Here is a 20,461-nt window from a genome sequence, read left to right as displayed (position 1 = left end):
TTTTCTGGGCTAGTGCATCACGCGGGTGGAGGTCGTCCGTAGACGACTGATCTCATCCTTCAGGTGAAGCTTTCGCCGCTTAAGCTCTACAATTCGCAAGTCATCGGTGGAGAGGTGGGTGATTGCGTCCTGAATCTCGCGCTCCAGGGCTTCGTGCTTACGCTCGAGCTCGGTGAGATGCGTGTGCAGCGACATCAGCCATTGCCTCCTGTCATGTAGGTGACACACCCAACCTGCCATAGGCCGCGGCCGATGTCGAAGAGATTTGATGCTGCACCTGCGTAATGCGCCGCAGTCGGGCGGGCCCCCGGAGGGGCTGCACAACCCCGCGCGCGCCCTTGCCGGAGGCCGGGGCCTGGTTCATGCTCGACCGCATATCTCCAGGGGCATATCTCCGAGGACTTGGGGCGGCGATGGCGTTCGAGTTGAGTGCGGAATCGACGGCGGAGTACGAGACCGAGCTGTCGCGTCTGAAGGAGGAGCATCGCGACCTCGACGACGCGATCGAGGCCCTGTCGGGGGTGATGGCCGGCGACCGGCTGCAGCTCCAGCGCCTCAAGAAGCGCAAGCTGGCGCTTCGCGACCGCATCTCCTTCCTGGAGGACCAGCTCACCCCGGACATCATCGCCTGACGGGCACGGGCGCCTGGCGCTGCTTGCGTGAAGGCAAACGCACCGCTACTGCACAACGACCGGCTGCGGCCCGCTCGCGGCCAGCAGCGCTTTCTAGAGGATGCGCTTGACGATGGCGGCAGCGCCCCCCGTCGCGGTGATCATGGGCAGCCAGTCCGACTGGGCCACGATGCGCCACGCCGCCGAGACCCTCGACGCGCTCGGCATTCCGTACGAGGCCCGCATCGTCTCGGCCCACCGCACCCCGGACCGCCTGGTCGCCTTCGCCAAGGGCGCCAAGGCCGCCGGATTCCGGGTGGTGATCGCCGGCGCCGGCGGCGCGGCCCACCTCCCCGGCATGGCCGCCGCGATGACGCCGCTGCCCGTCTTCGGCGTGCCGGTCGAATCGAAGGCGCTGTCGGGCCAGGACAGCCTCCTGTCGATCGTGCAGATGCCGGCCGGCATCCCGGTCGGCACGCTCGCCATCGGCCGGGCCGGCGCCGTCAACGCGGCGCTGCTCGCCGCCGCCGTCCTCGCTTTGACCGACGACGACCTGGCCCAGCGCCTCGACGCCTGGCGCGCCCGCCAGAGCGCCGCGGTGGCCGAGCACCCGGACACGAGCGCCCCGTGAGCCGCACGCCCCTCATCGCCCCAGGGCCGAGCATCGGCCCCATCGCGCCAGGCGCGACCATTGGCATCATCGGCGGCGGCCAGCTCGGCCGCATGATCGCGGTCGCGGCGGCGCAGTACGGGCTGAAATGCCATGTCTACTGCCCCGATCCCGACAGCCCGGCCTTCGAGGTGGCGGGCCGGCGCACGGTCGCCGCTTACGGCGACGCGGCGGCGCTCCAGGCCTTCGCCGAATCCGTCGACGTGGTGACTTACGAGTTCGAGAACATCCCGAGCGAAACGGCCGAGATCCTGGCCGCCCGCCGGCCGCTGCATCCGAGCGCCTCGGCGCTGGCGACGACGCAGGACCGGCTGACCGAGAAGAGCTTCGTCTCCGGCCTCGGCATCCCGGTCGCCCCGTTCCGGGCGGTGGACGACGCGGCGGGTCTTAGCCAGGCCATACGGGAGATCGGCCTGCCGGCGGTGCTGAAGACCCGGCGCTTCGGCTACGACGGCAAGGGGCAGGTGATGCTGCGCGACGCCGTCTCCGACCCCGCCGCCGTGATGGCCTCGCTGCGCGACCAGCCCTGCATCCTCGAGGGCTTCGTCGCCTTCGAGGCCGAGGTGTCGGTGGTGGCCGCCCGCAACGCGGAAGGCGGCTTCTCGGCCTTCAGCCCCTGCGCCAACGAGCACCGCCACCACATCCTCGCCCGCACGATCGTGCCGGCCCCCGGCATGGCGCCGGAGACCGCCGCGGAGGCGATCGGAATCGCCCGCACCATCGCGGACGCGCTCGACTATGTCGGCGTGCTCGCGGTCGAGATGTTCCTGGTGCGCGGGGCGGATGGCCGCGCGAGCGTGGTGGTCAACGAGATCGCCCCGCGGGTGCACAATTCCGGCCACTGGACCATCGAGGGGGCCGAGACCTCGCAATTCGCCCAGCACGTCCGGGCGATCTGCGGCTGGCCGCTCGGGAGTGCCGCCCTCACCGGCAGGTCGGTCGAGATGCTGAACCTGATCGGCGACCAGGCCGACGACTGGACCCGCATCCTCGCCGAGCCGGGCAGCCACCTCCATCTCTACGGCAAGGGCGAGGCCCGCCCCGGCCGCAAGATGGGCCACCTCACCCGGGTCACGACCGGCGCCTGAGGGCCCGGACTGCGGCCTTGCGGCCACACCCGCGCCGGCACGGACCCCTCCCCTGCCGTTGCGGCGCCGGGGGCCACACCTTCGCCACATCGGCCCGCACAAGCGTCGGGGGCGCATCGCTTTAAGCCGGCGTTCACCCCGATCCGGAATGGTCGTTCCGGCACCGGGACCGCGGTTTTTGGCGGCGCGTGCGTGCGAATGGCGAAGGTGCGCGGCGCGACGTGGATGCGCCGCCCCGGGGGAGCGGGCGATGAACAACGTGATCGGCTTGAGCCGCGTGACACCGGCGGCCCGGGTGCTGGGGGCGACCGTGCTGACCGCGCTGGCGCTCGCCGGCTGCGACACCGTCAGCCGCGCCACCGCGACGCGGCAATTCGCGGTGGTCGAGGCCGACAAGTCCGGCGCGACCGAGGTCAACATCGCCTCGCTGTCGGACGTGATCCAGCGTAACCCGAGCGATGCGGCGGCCTACAACACCCGCGGCGCGGCCTATGCCCGGGCGGGCAACTTCGACTCGGCGATCACCGACTTCACCAAGGCGATCCAGCTCGACCCGAACTCGGCCTCGGCCTACGGCAACCGGGCGCTGGCCTACCGCCAGTCGGGCCGCAACGACGCGGCGCTCCAGGACTTCTCGAAGGCGATCAACGCCGACCCGAACTACACCGCCGCCTATATCGGCCGGGCCAACCTGCAGCGGGCGCAAGGAAACTTCGAGGCCGCCTACAGCGATCTCAGCCTGGCGATCCGCCTGACGCCGGAATCGGCCGAGGCCTACCACGCCCGCGGCCTGGTGCGGCAGGCCCAAGGGCAGCACCGCGCCGCGATCGGCGACTTCGACGCCGCCATCGACCGCAATCCCTTCGTGGCCGCGCCCTACGCCGCCCGCGGCCAGAGCCTGATCGCGACGAACCAGTACGACAAGGCGATCGAGGACTACAACGCGGCGCTGAACGTCAACAACAAGGACGCGGATTCCTGGGCCTACCGGGGCCTCGCCTACGAGAAGACCAACCGCCGCCAGGAGGCGACGGAGAGCTACCAGCGCGCCATCGCGATCGACCAGGGCAACCAGGTCGCCAAGCAGGGCCTGGGGCGGATGCAGGGCGGGATGGCGTCGCTGTTCCGGTAGGGAGCACCCGAATTTTGCAGATTGCGGGGCTCTCGGCGGCATGCCGGGAGCCTTTTTCATATCGGCGGTCGCGCAGGGCATAACCCTCCCCCCTCTGCGGGGGAGGGTTCGGAGCGTCGTAGCGCTCAGAGGATCTTCCGGTACTGGATGAACCCCGGCCGGTCCGCCACCGTGTCGTAGAGCGCCCGCGCCGTGACGTTGGCTTCCTGCGTCAGCCAGTACACCCGGCTCGCCCCGGCCTCGCGCGCCGCCGCGTAGACCGCCTCGATCAAGGCACGCCCGGCCCCCTGCCCGCGCGCCGCTTGCGCCGTGAACAGGTCCTGCAGGTAGCAGTACGGCCCGGCGGTCCAGGTCGAGCGGTGGAAGATGTAGTGGACGAGGCCGATCACCGCGCCGTCCTCCCCCTCGGCCACGAGGGCGTGCATCGGCTCCGACGCGTCGTGCAGGCGGGCCCAGGTGAGGTCGGTGACCTCCGGCGCGACGGTCGCGCCGTAGAAGGCGAGGTAGCCCTGCCAGAGCGGGTCCCAGGCGGCGCGCTCGTCGGGGCGCAGCGGGCGAATGGTGGGGGTCGGCATCCGGCGGCGGTCCTGTCGGGGAGAATCGCCGGCAGGGTCGCGGGGAACGATCGCAGGATCAAGGGGCCGCGCAGATCGACCGCGCGGCCCCGCTCCGAAAAATCCTACTTCAGGTGGAACTTGTCGAAGTCGCGGTGCTCGGCCTCGATCCGGCGCACGGTGCCGGTATGCGAGCGGTAGACCACCGTCTCGGTGCGGATCGTGCTGCGGCCGAACTTCACGCCCTTGACCAGCGCCCCGTCGGTCACGCCGGTCATCGCCACCACGACGTCGCCGCGAGCGAGATCCTCGAGGGAGTAGAGGCGGTTCGGGTCAGAGACGCCCATCTTGGCGGCACGGTCGCGCTTCTCCTCGGTGTCGAGGATCAGGCGGCCCTGCATCTGGCCGCCGATGCAGCGCAGCGCGCCCGCCGCCAGCACGCCCTCGGGGGCGGCGCCGATGCCCAGATAGATGTCGATGCCGGTCTCCTCCGGCATGGTGGTGAAGATCACGCCGGCGACGTCGCCGTCGGAGATCAGGCGCACGCCGGCGCCGGTCCGGCGGATCGCCGCGATCAGGTCGGTGTGGCGCGGCCGGTCGAGGACGAGGGCGGTGATCTCGGCCGGCGGGACACCCTTGGCCTTGGCGAGCGCGTGGATGTTCTCCTCAGGGCTCGCGTCGAGATGCACGGTGCCGACCGGGTAGCCCGGGCCGATGGCGATCTTGTGCATGTAGACGTCGGGGGCGGCGAGCAGGGTGCCGCCCTCGGCCATCGCCATCACGGCGACGGAGCCCGGCATGTCCTTGGCGCAGAGGGTCGTGCCCTCGAGCGGATCGACCGCGATGTCGACCTTCGGGCCCGAGCCGTTGCCGAGGGTCTCGCCGATGAACAGCATCGGGGCTTCGTCGCGCTCGCCCTCGCCGATCACGACGGTGCCGTCGATCGGCAGGCGGTTCAGCTCGCGGCGCATCGCGTCGACGGCGGCCTGGTCGGCGGCCTTCTCGTTGCCCTGGCCGCGCAGGCGCGCGGCGGCCACGGCGGCCCGCTCGGTGACGCGCACCAGTTCGAGGGTCAGGATGCGCTCGATGACCTGGCTCGGCCCCGGCTTCTTGGCGTCCGACATGCGTTCGTGATCCTCGTGCTGATCGTTCGGGCCGGGTCTTAGAGGAGAAACCGGCGCCGCTGAACTGAATTTTATCAATCGGCCGTCGGTCCGGCGGTGGATTGCACGGGAATGTTAGTCCCGTTCAATCCATCGCTCGTCACGGCGACCGGCCGGCCTACTCGCGCTCGATGCGGATGAGCTGCGGCGGCTCGGAGAGGAGGCCGTCCGCCGCCATCGCGTCGAGGCTCTCGCGGATCGCCGCTTCGGTCGCCGCGTAGGTGATCAGCACCAGCGGCACCGGCAGGCCCGAGCGGCCGTGGCGGTCGCGGGCCACCGCGTTCTCCGAGCGGTGCTGGAGGATGCTCTCGAGCGAGATCTCGCGCTCGGCCATCTTGGTCGCGACGCCGGCGGCGACGCCGGGGCGGTCGTGGACGGTCAGGCGGATGTAGTAGCCGCCCTCGTGGCGCTGCATCTCGGCCCGCACCGGGGCGGTCAGCGCCGCCACCGGACGGCCGAAGGCCGGGGGCGTGCGGCCGGCCGCCACGTCGGCGATGTCGGCGACCACCGCCGAGGCGGTGGCCTCGCCGCCGGCGCCGGGGCCGATCAGGGTGAGTTCGCGCAGCGCGTCGGTGTCGATGGTGACGGCGTTGGTCACACCCATCACCTGGGCGATGGCGGAGGATTTCGGCACCATGGTCGGGTGGACCCGCTGCTCGATGCCGCCCGCCGTCGCCTCGGCGACGCCGAGGAGCTTGATCCGGTAGCCGAGCTCGTCGGCCATGCGCAGGTCGAGCGGGGTGATCGCCGAGATGCCCTCGACCGAGACGCCCTCGGCGTCGAGCTCGGTGCCGAAGGCGAGGCTCGTCAGGATCGCGAGCTTGTGGGCGGTGTCGAAGCCCTCGACGTCGAAGGTCGGGTCGGCCTCGGCGTAGCCGAGGGCCTGCGCGTCCTTCAGGCAGGCCTCGAAGGTCAGGCCCTCCAGCTCCATCCGGCTCAGGATGTAGTTGCAGGTGCCGTTGAGGATTCCGTAGACCCGCGAGATCCGGTTGCCGGCGAGCGCCTCGCGCAGGGCCTTGACCACCGGGATGCCGCCGGCCGCCGAGGCCTCGAAGGCGAGCGCGACGTTCGATGCTTCCGCCGCGCGGGCCAGCGCCGGACCGTGACGCGCCAGCAGCGCCTTGTTGGCGGTCACGACGTGCTTGCCCGCGGCGAGCGCCGCCTCGACGGTCTCGCGCGCCGGCCCTTCCGCGCCGCCGATCAGCTCGACCACGCAATCGACCTCGGCCGAGCGGGCGAGCGCGACGGGATCGTCGAACCAGGTCACGCCCTCGAGGTCGAGGCCGCGGTCGCGGGTGCGGTCGCGGGCGGCGACGGCGGTGACCCGGACCGGCCGCCCGGCGGTGGCGCTGATCGCATCCGCGCGGCGCGCGACCATGCGGACGACGGAGGCTCCAACGGTGCCGAGGCCGGCGATGCCGAGGCGGAGGGCTTGAGTCATGGCGAACAATCCGGGCAGGCAGGCGCGGTGCGCGAATGTCGCGGCCCCGCGGCGGGGTCCTTCTGCAACGGTTTCCGGACCCGTGCAAGGAAGGCGGCACCTTGCGTCAGGCGACACTCGCGTCAGGCGGCCCCGCGCGGCGGGCCGCCCGCACCAGGCCGGAGAGCACGCACGCGTTCAGGAGGTGCCAGAGCCAGTGGGTGCCGAACGGCACGAAGGGGCAGAGCGCGGCGTCGAGCGTGCGCGCCGTGAGCGAGGCGAGGAACAGCACCCCGATCCCGATGAGCGCGGCGCCCTCGCGCCGGCCGAACCGGAGCGAGGCGAGCCCGACGCCGAACAGCGCGAGGGCCGCGGGGGCGTAGGCGACCGAGCCGTTGGTGAGCGGCCCGAGCGGCCGCCCGGCGAGCTCCGACAGGACGGGCTCGAAGAATGCGGCTGCCGCCGCGAAAGCGAGGGTGCCGATGAGCGCCGCGAGAGCGGAGAGCCCGAGGAAGCGCCGGAGCGCCAGGAAGAAGTAGGCGTGGATGAAGAGCGCGATCGGGATCACGTCGGCGAGCGCCGACCACTCCACCGCCAGGGTGTGGAACAGGGCGCTGCCGAGGCCGATCAGCCCGATCAGCCAGGCGAAGCCGTCGGCGACCGGGTCCGGCGTCCGGCTGCGCCGCAGCAGCAGGAACGCGGCGACCCCGAAGGCGGCGTTCGAGACCGCGTTCAAGGGCTCGGCCCACAGCTCCGGCCCGGTGCGCTCGCAATAGTCGCGCACCGGATCCCACCAGTCGAACGCCATTCCGTCCGTCCCCACCCCACCGCCGTCCCGCGGCTTGCCAGCGCGGCGCGAAACCCCGATGACGGACCCTCACGGCAGTAGCGGTTCACGAGCGGCGCGGGACGCGATGCGGATCACCACCTGGAACGTCAACTCGGTCAAGCAGCGTCTGCCGCACCTCCTGGCCTTCCTGGCCGAGGCGCAGCCCGACGTGGTCTGCCTCCAGGAGCTGAAATGCGTCGACGACGCGTTTCCCCGCACCGAGATCGAGGAGGCCGGCTACGTGGTGGCGACCCACGGCCAGAAGGCGTTCAACGGCGTCGCGCTGCTGGCCCGCCGGCCGCTGCCGCTCCAGGAGATCCGCCGCGGCCTGCCGGGCGACGCCGCCGACGAGCAGGCGCGCTACATCGAGGCGGTGATCCCGACCGCGACCGTGCCGGTGCGGGTGGCCTCGATCTACCTGCCGAACGGCAACCCCGTCGGCACGCCGAAATACGACTACAAGCTCGCCTTCATGCGCCGGCTCCAGGCCCATGCCGTCGCGTTGCGGGCGCGGGAAGAGGTGCTGGTGCTCGCCGGCGACTACAACGTGATCCCCGAGCCCGAGGACGTCGCCGATCCGGCGGCCTGGGTGAATGACGCGCTGTTCCTGCCCCAGACCCGGGCGGCGTTCCGCAGCCTGATCAACGAGGGCTTCACCGATGCCTTGCGCGCCTGCGACGGCCGGCCGGGCGTCTACAGCTTCTGGGACTACCAGGCCGGCTGCTGGCCGCGCAACCAGGGCATCCGGATCGACCACCTGCTGCTCTCGCCGCAGGCCCTCGACCGCCTGATCTCGGCCTCGGTGCAGAAGCACCTGCGCGGCCTCGAAAAACCCTCCGACCACGTGCCGGTGACGGTGGAGCTGGATCTCGGCTGATCAGCCCGAGGCGGGCCGCAGGTAGTCGGCCTGGAACTCGGCGACGGCCTGGAGGCCCGGCAGGTCGAGGATGTCGACCCGCCGGCCGCCGACCTCGACCAGACCCATCAGGCGCAGCTGGCGCAGCACCCGGTTGACGTGGACGTTCGACAGGCCGGTCGTGTCGGCGAGGTCCTGCTGCGTCAAGGCGAGGTCGTAGCCGCCCTTCGTCGCCCAGCCGACGATGCGCAACCGCTCGTGCAGCTCGCACAGGAGGTGCGCCACCCGCTCGACCGCCGAGCGGCAGCCGAGATTCATCACCCATTCGCGGGTCGTCTCCTCCTCGGCGAGCTTGGCGCAGCGCAGGGCCCGGGCGATCCCGGGATACCGCTCGACGAGGTCGGCCAGCACCTCCCGGGGGATGCGGGCGATCCGGCAGGCCCCGAGGGTGCCGACGCCGTGATTGATCCGGCCCAGATGCGCGAGGTCGGGGTCGCAGAGATCGCCGGGCACGAGGAAGCCGGTGATCTGGCGCGACCGCTCGGGCGATGGCGGTAGCGACAGGCGATGCCCTCCAGGACCAGGACGGCGCTGTCGGGCGCCGCCCCCTCGACCAGGAGGTCGTGGCGCCCCTCGACCCGCTGCCCGCCGGTGCTCAAGCCCGCGAGCGCGGCCTGCTCCTCCGCCTCGAGGGGATGGTAGGCCGCGAGCTTGCGCACGATCGGGTGGAGCGGGTGCCCGCCCGGGGACGGTGCGGCGGGTGAGTGGATCGTCAGCGTCGCGGATGTCGGCATCATGGTCGCGCCTCGCGGGCGAGCTGGCCGAGCACCAGGACGAGGTCCCGGTGCCAGGCCGGCTTGGTCAGTCGGGGCGCGGCGCGCAGCTCGGCGCAGGACGCGGCGTCGCGCGCATTGTCGGCATGAACCAGGAACGGCACGCCGCTCTCCCGCAGCGCCTGGGCGAGGCGGCTGCCGTCGCCGTCACGGAGCGGGAGGTCGAGGATCGCGAGGTCGGGCGCTCCCTGGGCCATCCAGGCCAGGGCTTCGTCCTGGCTCGCCAGGGGCCCGGCGACCCGGTAGCCGGCCTCCGCCAGCGTGTCGCCGACCGCGAGGCCGACCAGGGGATCCTCCTCGACCAGCAGGACCGTCGGATGATGGTCGTCCCGTCGCAAGTTCGCCCCTCCCGTGCCTGCTCGCGGACGCGCGCCGTTACGAAGATCTATAGGGGCAGGCGGCGGCGATCGTAAGAGATCGCGTGGTTCGGTGTTGTATCGTACAATGGCACGAGGCGATGAGGGTTCCGATTTAGCGTGTGATTTCGAAAGCGATGGATGTGAATATCAAATGTTAGATCGCATATCATTTGTTATAATCATTTATTTATAGGAATAAATCCCTTTAATATTCGAAGACAAACCGCCAGCTGACGCCGAGGTGTCTCGTCAGCAGAGGATGCCGACCCGTCGATCCGCGAGGAGGAATCCGTGCCGCAGCTCCGACAATCGATCCTGCGCAATCGCCTCCTGCGGGCCATGGCCCCCGAGGATTTCGCGCGGTTGCAGCCCCACCTCGATCCCATCGCGCTGCAGCTGCGCGAGGTGGTGATCGCCCCGGACGCGCCGGTGGACGACCTGCTCTTCCTCGAGACCGGCATGGTCTCGATCTCGACCGCCCACGACGACCGCCGGATCGAGGTCGGCCTCGTCGGCAGCGAGGGCCTGGTCGGCGCGGTGCCGGTCGGGCTCGATTGCACCACCACGCCGCACGTCTACTTCGTCCAGCTGTCGGGCGAGGGCCTAAGCATCGGTCGGGAGGCCTTCTGCGCCGCACTCGACGAGAGCCCGGCCCTGCGCCGCCTGCTGCTGCGCTACGTCCACACTCTGATCGTCCAGATCACCCAGACCGCCTACGCCCACGCCTCCCTGAGCCTCGAGAGCCGCCTCGCGCGCTGGCTGCTGATGTGCCACGACCGGACGGAGGGCGACGAGCTGGTGCTCACGCACGATTTCCTGTCGATGATGCTGGGGGTGCAGCGGGCGGGGGTCACGCTGGCGATCCAGAACCTGGAGGGCGCCGGCCGCATCCGGGCCAAGCGCCGGCGCATCGAGGTGCTCGACCGCGACAAGCTCATGGCGCTGACGAACGGCAGCTACGGCACGCCGGAGGCCGAATACGCCCGCCTGATCGAGGGCGCCTGATGCCGCGCTACTTCTTCCACCTCCGGCACGGCCCCGGCCCCGACGGCCTCGCGACGGATCCGGAGGGGGATGCGCTGGCCGGGCCGGACGAGGCGCGCGCCCATGCGCTGGCGGTCGCCCGCGACCTGATCGCCCGGGTGCGGCTCGACGCGGTGCGGGACTGGTTCACCTGCACCTTCGAGGTGACGGACGAGGACGGGCGCCCGGTGATGAGCGTGCCGTTCGCCGACACGGTCAGGGAGGACGAGGACTAGCCCCGAGCCGCCGCGCGATCCAGGTCTCGGCGGCGTCGAGATCGGAGAAGATCTGTGGCTGCGGCGAGGCGAGGCTGCCGAAACCCGCTTCGAGGAACCACTCGCCGGCCTCCTCGCCATAGGCGTCGGAGAGACAGACCAGCACCGCCGCGAGGGCGCCGTCGACGAAGACGAGCAATCCCCGCTCGGCCTCGTCCCCGGTCCTGACGTGCACGGGCTGGAGCGTGAGTTCCATGGCGGGGCAACGACGCGCGGCTTGCTTGGTTCTGGTGCGCCTGCGGCATGGCTGCCTCCCGGCGGGCATGGCTGCCTCCCGGCGGGTATGGCTGCCTCCCGGAACGCGAGCAGCCGGCACCGATTGCCTCCGACGCCCGCCACCGGCGGGCCTCCTCTCACGATGAGGCATCGGGACATGAAGACCATGATGATCGCCGTCGCCCTCGTCGCCGGCAGCACCGGGCTCGCGGCGGCGCAGGGAACGGGCGGAGGGTCCGGCGGGGGCGGTGCGTTCGGCGCAGGGTCCGGCAGCCCGAACAGCACCGGCGCCGCCGGCCAGCCGGGCATCAGCCAGGACAGTGGCAAGGGCGCCGGCCACAGCAGCCTCGGCACGGGCACCACGGGCGCGGCGGCGGTGCCGCCCGGCGAGCGTGCCGGCGGCAGCGCGACGGGAGCGGGCGAGCCGGGTCGGGGCGCGCCGCGATAGGATCGGGACTGCGCCTTCTCCAGCACCGAGCCGCCAGGTTGAATCGCGAGATCCCCTCTTCAGCCGAGGCCGGCCAAGCCTGGCATCGCCTGGAGAGGGGAACGCAGCTGCTCCTGATTACAGCAAGAACGATAAGATCGGACAATCGATATCGTCACGGCTCCGCTTTGCGACGGCGATGACGCAAGGATCGTCGCGCGGCTGGCCCGAAATCGCCGGAGATTGATCCAGGTTGAGGACGGGGCCCCGAAACCGGCCCAGTGTTCCCCTCGCCACGCCGGCCCTGTCCCGCCCTGAACGGCGGCACTCGGCTGGTGTCGCACCCGCGGGCCGGGACCTCCGTCTCCCCGAAGTCTAGCGCATCAGCCCGGCCCGCACTCCTCCTCCTCCGGCACCACGTCCACCGCGACCCGCAGGCTCTGCGCGCCCGATCCGGCGATGATGCCGGCGACCGGCGCGACGTCGCCGTAGTCGCGGCCGCGGGCGACGACGATGTGGTCGTCCTGCACGCCGATGCCGTTGGTGGGATCGAGGCCGATCCACCCCTCCCCGCACCAGACCGACACCCAGGCGTGGCTGGCATCCGCCCCCTCCAGCCGCTTCTGTCCCGGGGGCGGCAGGGTGCGCAGGTACCCGCTGACATAGGCCGCCGGCAGGCCCAGGCCCCTGAGAGCCGCGATCATGATGTGGGAGAAGTCCTGGCACACGCCGCGGCGCCCGGCGAAGGACTGGCTGAGCGGCGTGCCGACCTCGGTCGCCTCCGCATCGAAGGCGAAATCCGCCCGGATGCGGCGCATCAGGTCGAAGGCGCCCGCATAGGCGCCGCCCCCGGGGGGGAAGCTCGCCCGGGCGTAGTCGGTGATCTCGGGCAGGACCGGCACCCGCCGGCTCGGCGCCGCGAAATGCAGGGCCGCGTCGGGACCGAGGCCGGGCCAGGTCAGCACCCGCTCCCGCACCTCCTCCCAGGCCGGTCCGGTCGCGGGGTCGGGCAGCGGCGGCCGCTCGACCCGGACGCGGGAGAGCGCGTCGATCCGGAACTCCCGGTGCGGCGTCTCGACGGTGAGGAAGACCGCGCGGTTGCCGAAGAAGTCGGTGCGCTCGGTCGCATTCGGCGGCGCGGGCTCGACCACCACCTCGTGCGACAGGAGCGCCTGCCCCTCCCCCGCCGCCGGCGCGAGGCGCAGGGTGCAGCGGGCGAAGCCCACCGGGTTGCGGTAGGCGTAGGCCGTCAGGTGGCGCAGGCGGTAGAGCATCGATGCGGGGAGATCACGCCAGGGTGGTGAGGTTCTCGGGCCGGGCAGCGTCCGACCCGCCCGGGAAGTAGCGGGCGCCGACCGCCTCGGCGATCCCCCACAGCCGCATCTCCCACTCCGCCACCGTCGCGAGCGGCAATGTCGCGGCCTCCGCCGCCGCGATCTCGCCCGACAGGCCGGCGACGAGCCGCACCGGCAGCTCCGCCACCCCGTCCTGGCGCAAAGGCGGCAGGCCGGACAGGCGCTCGGCCAGGCGCTCGACCTGGAAGGCGAGGGAGCGCGGGTTGTAGGGGTCGAGCAGCACCATGTCGCGCACCGGCGCGAGCGCCACGCCCAGGATGTAGCGCGCCCCGTAGGAGATGCGGGAATCGACGAGGTCGAGCAGCACCCCGAGATCGTCGGTGCTCGCCCCCGCCGCGCCGAAATCGAGGGCGAAGCGGCAGGCATTGACCGCCCGCTCGACCCGCCGGCCCATGTCGACGAAGGTGAAGCCGCCGGCCCGGTTCATGTTCTCCTGGGCGAGGCCGGCGAGCGCCGCGGTCAGCGACAGGGCGCGCTCGGCCCGGTCGAGGAGCGCCGCCTCCGAATCGGCGCCGTCCGGCGCCTCCAGCACCTCGCGCAGGGCCGAGAGCGCCCGCCAGGTCTCGCCCGAGAGCCGCTCGCGCAAGGAAGCCGCGTTGCGCCGGGCCGAGAGGGCGTGGGACAGGCCCGAGCCCCACTGCCCCCCGTCCGAGAGGGCGTGGTGGGCGAGGGCCGCCGCCGGCCCCTCGGCCGAGGGCACGGCGCCCCAGGCGTGCAGCAGGGCGCGGATGCGGCCCGAGGTGGCGCGGTCCTCCGGCGCCATCGAGACGCTGCCGGCCCCGTCGAGGAGGCAGGCGGTGAGGCGGATCACCGCCTCGGCCCGTTCCAGATGACGGCCGAGCCAGAACAGGTTGTCGGCGGCCCGGCTCGGCAGGAGGCCGGGCACCCGGCGCACCGCCACCCGGTCGCTCGGCGGCAGCAGGCTCGCCTGGGCGGCGGTGGGGCTGTCGGACAGGACCCAGACGTCGGCGGCGCGGACCCCCGCCCCCATCGCCACCGGGCGCACGTCCGGCGTCTCGGAGATGCGGCAGAAGCCGCCGGGCATGACCTGCCAGCCCTCCGGGGTCGCCGCGGCGAAGACCCGGAGCACGAAGGGCCGGGGCACGAGCCGGGTGCCGTCCCAGACCGGGGCGGTGGAGAGGCGCACCGGCTCGTGGGCGACGAGGTCGCCCGGCCGGTCGCGCAGGACGGCGCGCAGGCGCGCGGTCTCGGCCGCGTCGCGCCCCTCGCCGAAGGCCCGGCTGGTGAAGGCGCCTTGCGCCGGCGCCGCGGCCGGCCGGAAGGCGAGGGAGTCGAACCGCTCCAGCACGGCCGCGCGATGGTCAGGCTCGCCGCACCACCAGGTCGGCAGGCCGGGCAGGCGCAGGGGCTCGCCGAGCAGGCGCTCGCACAGGGCCGGCAGCGAGGCGGCGAGCCAGGCGCTCTCGACGAGGCCGGTGCCCGGCATGTTGCCCATCGCCACGGCGCCGGAGCGCAGGGCCTCGACGAGGCCGGGAGCCCCGAGGCGGGAGGCGGGATTGAGTTCGAGGGGATCGACGAAGTCGCCGTCGATGCGCCGCCACAGCACGTCGACCCGCTTCAGGCCGGCGACGGTGCGGATGAACACCAGCCGGTCGCGCACCAGCAGGTCGTCACCCTCGACGAGGGAGAAGCCGAGATAGCGGGCGAGCACCGCCTGCTCGACGTAAGTGTCGCTGTAGGGCCCCGAGGTCATCAGGCCGATGCGCGGCTCGGCCCGCGTCGCCGCCGCCGCGAGCCCGTCGCGAAACGCCTGGAAGAACGAGGCGACGCGCTCGACGTCGAGCGCACCGTAGACCTCCGGCAGGGCCCGGGCCATGACGAGGCGGTTCTCGAGGGCGTGGCCGGCGCCCGACGGCGCCTGGGTCCGGTCGGCGAGCACCCGCCAGGCGCCGTCCGGCCCGCGGGCGAGGTCGGCGGCGTAGAAGTGCAGGTGGCGCCCGCCCGGGGGGGCGACGCCGACGAGGGGGCGCAGGAATTCCGGATCGCCCGCAGCGGCGGCGGCCGGCAGCAGGCCGGCCCGGGCGAGCGCGCCGTCGCCGTAGAGGTCGGTCAGCACCGCCTCCAGCAACTCGGCGCGCTGCGCCACCCCGGCGGCGATCGCCTGCCACTCCGATCCCTCGATCAGGAGCGGCAGGGCGCCGATCGGCCAGTCGCGCTCGGTCGCCTCGCCGTAGGCCCGGTAGGCGATGCCGGTCTCGTGGATGTGCCGCCCGGCCGCCGCGAGGCGGGCGGCGATCTCGCCGTCGGTGAGCCCGGCGAGGTGGCGCAGGAACCGGTCCCAGGCCGGGCGCAAGGACCCGTCCGGAGCGAGCAGCTCGTCGGGCAGGTCCGGCAGGGCGGCGTAGCCCGCGGTCCAGCGCGCCAGCCGCTCCTCCGGCCCGTCCTCTCGCGAGCCGCTCTCCTGCGGCCCGTCCCCCTGCGGTCCATCCTCTCGGGGCACATCCTCGCGCGGCACATCCTCGCGTGACACGTCGGGACGGGCCGGCGCCGGGACCCCCGCCGCCGCCAGCGCCTCGTTCATCGGAGCCTCGCTCACCGAGGCGTCGCTCACCGGGGCGTCACTCACCGGAGCTGGGGCGTGCGCAGGTCGAGGGTCAGGGGGAACTCGCGCTGCGTCTCCGCCGGCGGCACGCTGACCCGGCCCGGGGTGTGGCCGTTCTCCTGGAAGCGGGCGAGGCGGCGGCCTTCCGCCTCGTAGGTGTTGATCGGGAAGGTCTCGTAGTTGCGCCCGCCCGGATGGGCGACGTGGTAGACGCAGCCCCCCAGCGAGCGCCCGCTCCAGGTGTCGAGCACGTCGAAGGTCAGCGGCGCGTGGACCGGGATCGTCGGGTGCAGGGACGAGGCCGGCTGCCAGGCCTTGAAGCGCAGGCCCGCCACCGCCTCGCCGGAGCGGCCGGTATCGGCCATCGGCAGGCGCCGGCCGTTGCAGGTGACGACGTGCCGGCTCGGCACGTAGCCCGAGACCTTGACCTGCAGGCGCTCGACCGAGGAATCGACGTAGCGCACCGTGCCGCCGATGGCGCCCTCCTCGCCGAGCACGTGCCAGGGCTCGAGCGCCTGGCGCAGCTCGAGCTTGACCCCGCCGCGCTCGACCTCGCCGTAGCGCGGGAAGCGGAACTCGGCCTGCGCTTCATACCAGGCCGGATCGAAGGCGTAGCCGGCGTGGGTAAGGTCGCCCAGCACCGACTGGAAGTCCTCCCACAGGAAGTGGGGCAGCATGAAGCGGTCGTGCAGGGCCGTGCCCCAGCGCACGAACCCGCCACCTTGCGGCTCGCGCCACAGCCAGGCGACGAGGGCGCGCAGGAGCACCTGCTGGGCGAGGCTCATCCGCGCGTCCGGCGGCATCTCGAAGGAGCGGAACTCCAGGAGGCCGAGGCGGCCGGTCGGCCCGTCCGGCGAGTAGAGCTTGTCGATGCAGATCTCGGCCCGGTGGGTGTTGCCGGTGACGTCGGTCAGGATGTTGCGGAACAGCCGGTCGACGAGCCAGAGCGGCACCTCGGGCCCGTTCGGCGGCGGCACCTGGGCGAGCGCGATCTCGAGCTCGTAGAGCCCGTCGTGGCGCGCCTCGTCCATCCGCGGCGCCTGGCTCGTCGGGCCGACATAGAGGCCCGAGAACAGGTAGGACAGGGACGGGTGGCGCTGCCAGTACAGCACCAGGCTCTTCAGCAGGTCGGGCCGGCGCAGGAACGGCGAATCGGCCGGGGTCGCGCCGCCGAGCACGACGTGGTTGCCGCCGCCGGTGCCGGTATGGCGCCCGTCGGTCATGAACTTCTGCGCGCCGAGCCGGGTCTGGCGGGCATCCTCGTAGAGGCCGGTGGTGATCTCGACCGCCTCGCGCCAGGTCCGGGCCGGCTGCACGTTGACCTCGATCACGCCGGGATCGGGCGTGACCTTGATCACCGACAGGCGCGGATCGTAGGGCGGCTCGTAGCCCTCGACGTGGAGCGGCTGGCCGATCTCGGCCGCGGCCTCCTCCAGGACCGAGAGCAGGCCCAGGTACTCGTCCACCCGCTCGACCGGCGGCATGAACACGCACAGCACCCCGTCCCGCGGCTCGACCGCGAGCGCCGTGCGCACCGCGACGCCGACCGGCACGGGCTTGCGCGGGGCCGCGGTGGCGGCGCCGGGCTGGAGCGGCCCGCGCTGCTCGACCGGATCCTGCGGCACGTAATACGGGTATTCACCCGGCGGCACGTAGGGCAGCGAGGCGAGCGGCAGGCGGAACCCCGCCGGGGAATCGCCCGGCACCAGGTAGATCGCGCCGCGCTTGAGCTGCCACGGCTCCGAGACCCAGTGCCGGTCGGCGCCGATCGCCACGTTGGCGAGGGGCAGCACGAAGCCGACCGCGTTCTCGAGCCCGCGGGTATAGACCCGAACCATCCGCCGCTGCGATTCCTCGTCGCCGACCTTCGGGTCGAGGGGCGTGACGTTGACCGGCAGGTCGGCGACCTTGCGGTCCCAGTATTCCGGGTCCTCGAAGACCGGCTGGACGTAAGCTTCGAGACCGAGCCGCCGGGCGAGACCGTGGATCAGCGCCTCGGCCTCCTGGATGCCGGCATTCCGCGGCCCGGTCTCGGAGGCGATCAGGTCGGCGTTGCGCCAGACCGGCTCGCCGTCCTTGCGCCAGTACAGGCCGAAGGCCCAGCGCGGCAGGCTCTCGCCCGGATACCACTTGCCCTGGCCGTAATGCAGGAAGCCGCCGGGGCCGAAACGGTCGCGCAGGCGGCGGATCAGCTGGTCGGCCAAGCCCCGCTTGGTCGGCCCGACCGCGGCGGCGTTCCACTCCGGCGCCTCGAAGTCGTCGACCGACACGAAGGTCGGCTCGCCGCCCATGGTCAGGCGCACGTCCTCGTCGGCGAGGTCGCGGTCGATCCGGTCGCCGAGCGCGTCGAGGGCGGCCCAGGCCTCGTCGGAGAAGGGCTTGGTCACCCGCGGCGCCTCGGCGACGCGGGTCACCGTCATGCCGAAGTCGAACGCGACCTCGGCCGGCTCGGCGAGGCCGGCGATCGGCGCCGCCGAGCGGTAATGCGGGGTCGCGGCGAGCGGGATGTGGCCCTCGCCGCAGAGCAGGCCCGAGGTGGCGTCGAGGCCGATCCAGCCGGCGCCCGGCACGTAGACCTCGGCCCAGGCATGGAGATCGGTGAAGTCGGTCGAGGTCCCGGCCGGCCCGTCGACCGCGGTGGTGTCGGGCACGAGCTGGAGCAGGTAGCCGGACACGAAGCGGGCGGCCATCCCGAGGCGCCGCAGCACCTGCACCATCAGCCAGGCCGAGTCGCGGCACGAGCCGCTGGCCTTGGCGAGGGTCTCGGCCGGGGTCTGCACCCCCGGCTCCATCCTGACGACGTAGTTCACCGCGTCGCGCACCAGCGCGTTCAGCGCCACCAGGAAGAGCACGGTGTTCGGCTCTTCCGGCAGCCGCGCCATCAGGGCGTCGATCTCCGGTCCGCCCTCCTCGACGGCGAGATAGGGGCCGAGCTCGGCCTTCAGCTCGTCCGGATAGGCGAAGGGCCGGGTCTGGGCGTAGTCCTCGACGAAGAAGTCGAACGGGTTGATCACCGACATGTCGGCGACGAGGTCGACCTCGATGCGGAACTGGGTCGTCTTCTCGGGGAAGACGAGGCGGGCGAGCCAGTTGCCGTTGGGGTCCTGCTGCCAGTTCACGAAGTGGTTGGCCGGCGTGACCTTGAGGGCGTAGCTCTCGATCCGCGAGCGCGTATGCGGCGCCGGCCGCAGGCGCACCACCTGCGGGCCGAGCGCGATCGGCCGGTCGTAGGTGTAGGACGTGACGTGGTGCAGGGCGGCCTTGATCGACACGGCGAGTCCGAACCTTCTGCTTGGTGAGATGAGGGGGGTGCGCCCGCCGGCCTGTCCGTGCGCGTTCCGTGGAATCCAGCCTTGGCCTCATACACCTTGGCCGGGCCCGCGTCAGCCGCCGCGTCGCTCCACGGACGGCGTCCTTTGAACGGGCCTCGCGTCTCTCTGCGTCATCTCGAAGCCTGATCACGGGCGGCAGGGCGAAAAAATGAGGCAAGTCCCGTGCCGCCGGGAACGGAACCTCTGCCGGGCGAAGCTCCTTGGTGAGGCAGGCCCCGCCCGGGCGTTCCACGGGGCCTGTCCGGACGCCGCGATGAAGATCTTCCAGTGCCAGGCCTGCGCGCAGCCGGCCCATTTCGAAGCCGACTCGTGCGAGAGTTGCGAGTGCCGCCTCGGCTACGATCCCGACCTCTGCGACATGACGGCGATGCTGAAGGCCGGCTCGCGCTGGCGCGGGCTCGCCGACCCGCGCCGCAAGTACCGCGCCTGCGGCAACCGCGAGTCAGGAGGCTGCAACTGGCTGGTGCCGGCGGGCTCGGGGGAGACCTACTGCGTCGCCTGCCGCCACAACCGGGTGGTGCCGGACCTGTCGATTCCCTGGAACCGGACCCGCTGGCGCGAGGTCGAGGCGGCCAAGCGCCGGCTGTTCTACGCCATGCGGTGCCTGCGCCTGCCGCTCGCGTCCCGGCGCGACGACCCAGCCGGCCTCGCCTTCGACTTCCTGGTCGACCCGGCGGAGTCCTACCTGATCGGCCCGCCGGTGCTCACCGGGCACGACAACGGCCTCATCACGCTGAACATCGCCGAGGCCGACGACGTCGAGCGCGAGCGCCGGCGCACGCAGTTCGGCGAGCATTACCGCACGCTCCTCGGGCACTTCCGCCACGAGATCGGGCATTATTTCTGGAACGTGCTGGTACGGGCCGATCCGTGCCTGGAGGGTTTCCGCACCGTGTTCGGCGACGAGCGGGCCGATTACGGCGCCGCGCTCCAGCGCCACTACGCCCACGGCCCGGACGAGGGCTGGCAGGAGACCTACGTCTCGGCCTACGCCACCTCCCACCCCTGGGAGGATTTCGCCGAGACCTGGGCCCACTACATGCACATCGTCGACACGCTGGAGACCGCGGCGCAGTTCGGCGTGCGGGTGCAGCCGAAGCTCCAGGCCGGGCCGGCCTTGCACGCGCCGATCACGCTCGCGGCCAAGGTCGATTTCGACCCCTATCGCAGCCCGGATTTCGGTCGGCTGATCGAGGCCTGGCTGCCGCTGACCTTCGCGATGAACTCGCTCAACCGCAGCATGGGCCAGCCCGACCTGTACCCGTTCCGGATGACGCCGGCGACGATCGGCAAGCTCTCCTTCGTGCACGACCGCATCTACGCCCGCACCGACGCGCTGGAGAACGAGGCGGGCACCCTGCGGGCGGTGATCGCCGGCCTGCGCCACCGGGTGGCGGCGCCGCGCTCGGCGTGAGGGCGAACGAGCCAGCTTTCGACCGACAACCCTGACACCCTCCATCGTCATGTATGGACGGCCCCCGTTTCGCAAGGGTTTGTGAGCATCGGTTTGAGCCAGTCGGTTCAGGAGCAGTCATGTATCCGGCCTCTGATGCCGTCGTGCCGCCGCGGTTGATGCGACGAGGACGACGGCGGGCCACCAAGGGGTGCGCACAAGCGTTCCTTGCGAAGAACCAGGCTCCCAACATCCCGACGCGCTGTGACGCGCGATGACGTGGCGGAGTGTCCTGGTCCCAGGTCCCTCATCCTGCTCTGGCCTTGGCCGTGCTTACAGCTCCTTGCTCACCGAAGGTCGCG

General features: G+C 72.1%; 21 protein-coding genes. 10 read left to right on the top strand and 11 right to left on the bottom strand.

What is annotated here, in order from left to right; genetic code table 11:
* Nucleotides 1-9: 9 nt before the first annotated feature.
* Entirely contained in the window at nucleotides 10-195 is a 186-nt protein-coding gene (locus BM430_RS09015; protein ID WP_093566921.1) for a YdcH family protein, read from the bottom strand.
* A gap of 218 nt (nucleotides 196-413) precedes the next feature.
* On the opposite strand from BM430_RS09015, the gene BM430_RS09010 reads away from it, so the two are divergent.
* The 4 genes from BM430_RS09010 to BM430_RS08995 all read left to right on the top strand — a co-directional run bounded on the left by BM430_RS09010 (nucleotide 414) and on the right by BM430_RS08995 (nucleotide 3,501).
* Nucleotides 414-632, top strand: coding sequence for a YdcH family protein (locus BM430_RS09010; RefSeq protein WP_093566920.1), 219 nt, complete (start codon nucleotides 414-416; stop codon nucleotides 630-632).
* A 112-nt stretch (nucleotides 633-744) separates the two neighbouring features.
* Nucleotides 745-1,242, top strand: coding sequence for a 5-(carboxyamino)imidazole ribonucleotide mutase (gene purE / locus BM430_RS09005; RefSeq protein ID WP_093566919.1), 498 nt, complete (start codon nucleotides 745-747; stop codon nucleotides 1,240-1,242).
* On the top strand, nucleotides 1,239-2,369 hold the full coding sequence (locus tag BM430_RS09000; protein ID WP_244539398.1) for a 5-(carboxyamino)imidazole ribonucleotide synthase: 1,131 nt from the start codon (nucleotides 1,239-1,241) through the stop codon (nucleotides 2,367-2,369). The genes purE and BM430_RS09000 overlap by 4 nt, the downstream gene beginning before the upstream one ends.
* 250 nt (nucleotides 2,370-2,619) lie before the next feature.
* Nucleotides 2,620-3,501 (top strand): tetratricopeptide repeat protein, encoded by an 882-nt coding sequence (locus BM430_RS08995; RefSeq protein ID WP_093566918.1) that lies wholly within the window; start codon nucleotides 2,620-2,622, stop codon nucleotides 3,499-3,501.
* 125 nt (nucleotides 3,502-3,626) lie between these two features.
* Here the strand turns inward: BM430_RS08995 and BM430_RS08990 are convergent, their stop codons facing one another.
* From BM430_RS08990 to BM430_RS08975, 4 genes are all read right to left on the bottom strand, one after another.
* The gene (locus BM430_RS08990) at nucleotides 3,627-4,076 is read right to left on the bottom strand and encodes a GNAT family N-acetyltransferase (RefSeq protein ID WP_093566917.1); all 450 of its coding nucleotides are present in this window, start codon (nucleotides 4,074-4,076) and stop codon (nucleotides 3,627-3,629) included.
* A 104-nt stretch (nucleotides 4,077-4,180) separates the two neighbouring features.
* Nucleotides 4,181-5,179: a class II fructose-bisphosphatase gene (glpX, locus tag BM430_RS08985; RefSeq protein ID WP_093566916.1), complete on the bottom strand. Its 999-nt coding sequence runs from the start codon at nucleotides 5,177-5,179 to the stop codon at nucleotides 4,181-4,183.
* Between the two features lie 157 nt (nucleotides 5,180-5,336).
* A complete protein-coding gene (locus tag BM430_RS08980) occupies nucleotides 5,337-6,659 on the bottom strand; it encodes a homoserine dehydrogenase (protein WP_093566915.1) in 1,323 nt (440 codons plus the stop codon).
* Between the two features lie 106 nt (nucleotides 6,660-6,765).
* Nucleotides 6,766-7,446 (bottom strand): hypothetical protein, encoded by a 681-nt coding sequence (locus tag BM430_RS08975; protein WP_093566914.1) that lies wholly within the window; start codon nucleotides 7,444-7,446, stop codon nucleotides 6,766-6,768.
* A gap of 106 nt (nucleotides 7,447-7,552) precedes the next feature.
* Between BM430_RS08975 and xth the strand changes: the two genes are divergently transcribed.
* Entirely contained in the window at nucleotides 7,553-8,344 is a 792-nt protein-coding gene (gene xth / locus BM430_RS08970; RefSeq protein WP_093566913.1) for an exodeoxyribonuclease III, read from the top strand.
* Here the strand turns inward: xth and BM430_RS35215 are convergent, their stop codons facing one another.
* Nucleotides 8,345-8,836, bottom strand: a complete 492-nt coding sequence (locus BM430_RS35215; protein WP_244539397.1) for a Crp/Fnr family transcriptional regulator — start codon at nucleotides 8,834-8,836, stop codon at nucleotides 8,345-8,347.
* 35 nt (nucleotides 8,837-8,871) lie between these two features.
* Between BM430_RS35215 and BM430_RS35210 the strand changes: the two genes are divergently transcribed.
* Entirely contained in the window at nucleotides 8,872-9,087 is a 216-nt protein-coding gene (locus tag BM430_RS35210; RefSeq protein WP_244539396.1) for a hypothetical protein, read from the top strand.
* A gap of 29 nt (nucleotides 9,088-9,116) precedes the next feature.
* On the opposite strand, the gene BM430_RS08960 is transcribed toward BM430_RS35210, so the two are convergent.
* Nucleotides 9,117-9,494: a response regulator gene (locus BM430_RS08960; RefSeq protein WP_177302987.1), complete on the bottom strand. Its 378-nt coding sequence runs from the start codon at nucleotides 9,492-9,494 to the stop codon at nucleotides 9,117-9,119.
* 312 nt (nucleotides 9,495-9,806) lie between these two features.
* Between BM430_RS08960 and BM430_RS08955 the strand changes: the two genes are divergently transcribed.
* The gene (locus BM430_RS08955) at nucleotides 9,807-10,520 is read left to right on the top strand and encodes a Crp/Fnr family transcriptional regulator (protein WP_093566911.1); all 714 of its coding nucleotides are present in this window, start codon (nucleotides 9,807-9,809) and stop codon (nucleotides 10,518-10,520) included.
* Nucleotides 10,520-10,774 (top strand): DUF6894 family protein, encoded by a 255-nt coding sequence (locus BM430_RS08950; RefSeq protein WP_093566910.1) that lies wholly within the window; start codon nucleotides 10,520-10,522, stop codon nucleotides 10,772-10,774. The genes BM430_RS08955 and BM430_RS08950 overlap by 1 nt, the downstream gene beginning before the upstream one ends.
* On the opposite strand, the gene BM430_RS08945 is transcribed toward BM430_RS08950, so the two are convergent.
* Nucleotides 10,755-11,009: a hypothetical protein gene (locus BM430_RS08945; protein ID WP_093566909.1), complete on the bottom strand. Its 255-nt coding sequence runs from the start codon at nucleotides 11,007-11,009 to the stop codon at nucleotides 10,755-10,757. The two genes, BM430_RS08950 and BM430_RS08945, sit on opposite strands and share 20 nt — an antisense overlap.
* 177 nt (nucleotides 11,010-11,186) lie before the next feature.
* Here BM430_RS08945 and BM430_RS08940 point away from each other — a divergent pair, with 177 nt between their 5' ends.
* Nucleotides 11,187-11,477 (top strand): hypothetical protein, encoded by a 291-nt coding sequence (locus BM430_RS08940; protein ID WP_093566908.1) that lies wholly within the window; start codon nucleotides 11,187-11,189, stop codon nucleotides 11,475-11,477.
* A gap of 362 nt (nucleotides 11,478-11,839) precedes the next feature.
* Here BM430_RS08940 and BM430_RS08935 read toward each other — a convergent pair whose 3' ends face one another.
* From BM430_RS08935 to BM430_RS08925, 3 genes are read right to left on the bottom strand one after another with little or no spacing between them, the layout of a single operon-like run.
* Nucleotides 11,840-12,730, bottom strand: a complete 891-nt coding sequence (locus BM430_RS08935; protein ID WP_093566907.1) for a transglutaminase family protein — start codon at nucleotides 12,728-12,730, stop codon at nucleotides 11,840-11,842.
* 13 nt (nucleotides 12,731-12,743) lie between these two features.
* Nucleotides 12,744-15,383: a circularly permuted type 2 ATP-grasp protein gene (locus tag BM430_RS08930; RefSeq protein ID WP_244539395.1), complete on the bottom strand. Its 2,640-nt coding sequence runs from the start codon at nucleotides 15,381-15,383 to the stop codon at nucleotides 12,744-12,746.
* A gap of 11 nt (nucleotides 15,384-15,394) precedes the next feature.
* Nucleotides 15,395-18,646 carry a transglutaminase family protein gene (locus BM430_RS08925; RefSeq protein WP_093566906.1) on the bottom strand — a complete coding sequence of 1,084 codons (3,252 nt, stop codon included), beginning with the start codon at nucleotides 18,644-18,646 and terminating at the stop codon, nucleotides 15,395-15,397.
* 313 nt (nucleotides 18,647-18,959) lie between these two features.
* Here BM430_RS08925 and BM430_RS08920 point away from each other — a divergent pair, with 313 nt between their 5' ends.
* Nucleotides 18,960-20,120, top strand: a complete 1,161-nt coding sequence (locus BM430_RS08920; protein WP_093566905.1) for a zinc-binding metallopeptidase family protein — start codon at nucleotides 18,960-18,962, stop codon at nucleotides 20,118-20,120.
* Nucleotides 20,121-20,461: the final 341 nt, after the last annotated feature.

Origin of the sequence: Methylobacterium sp. 174MFSha1.1, assembly GCF_900116815.1 — a bacterium.
GTDB lineage: Bacteria > Pseudomonadota > Alphaproteobacteria > Rhizobiales > Beijerinckiaceae > Methylobacterium.
This window is presented reverse-complemented; position numbering and strand designations above follow the sequence as displayed.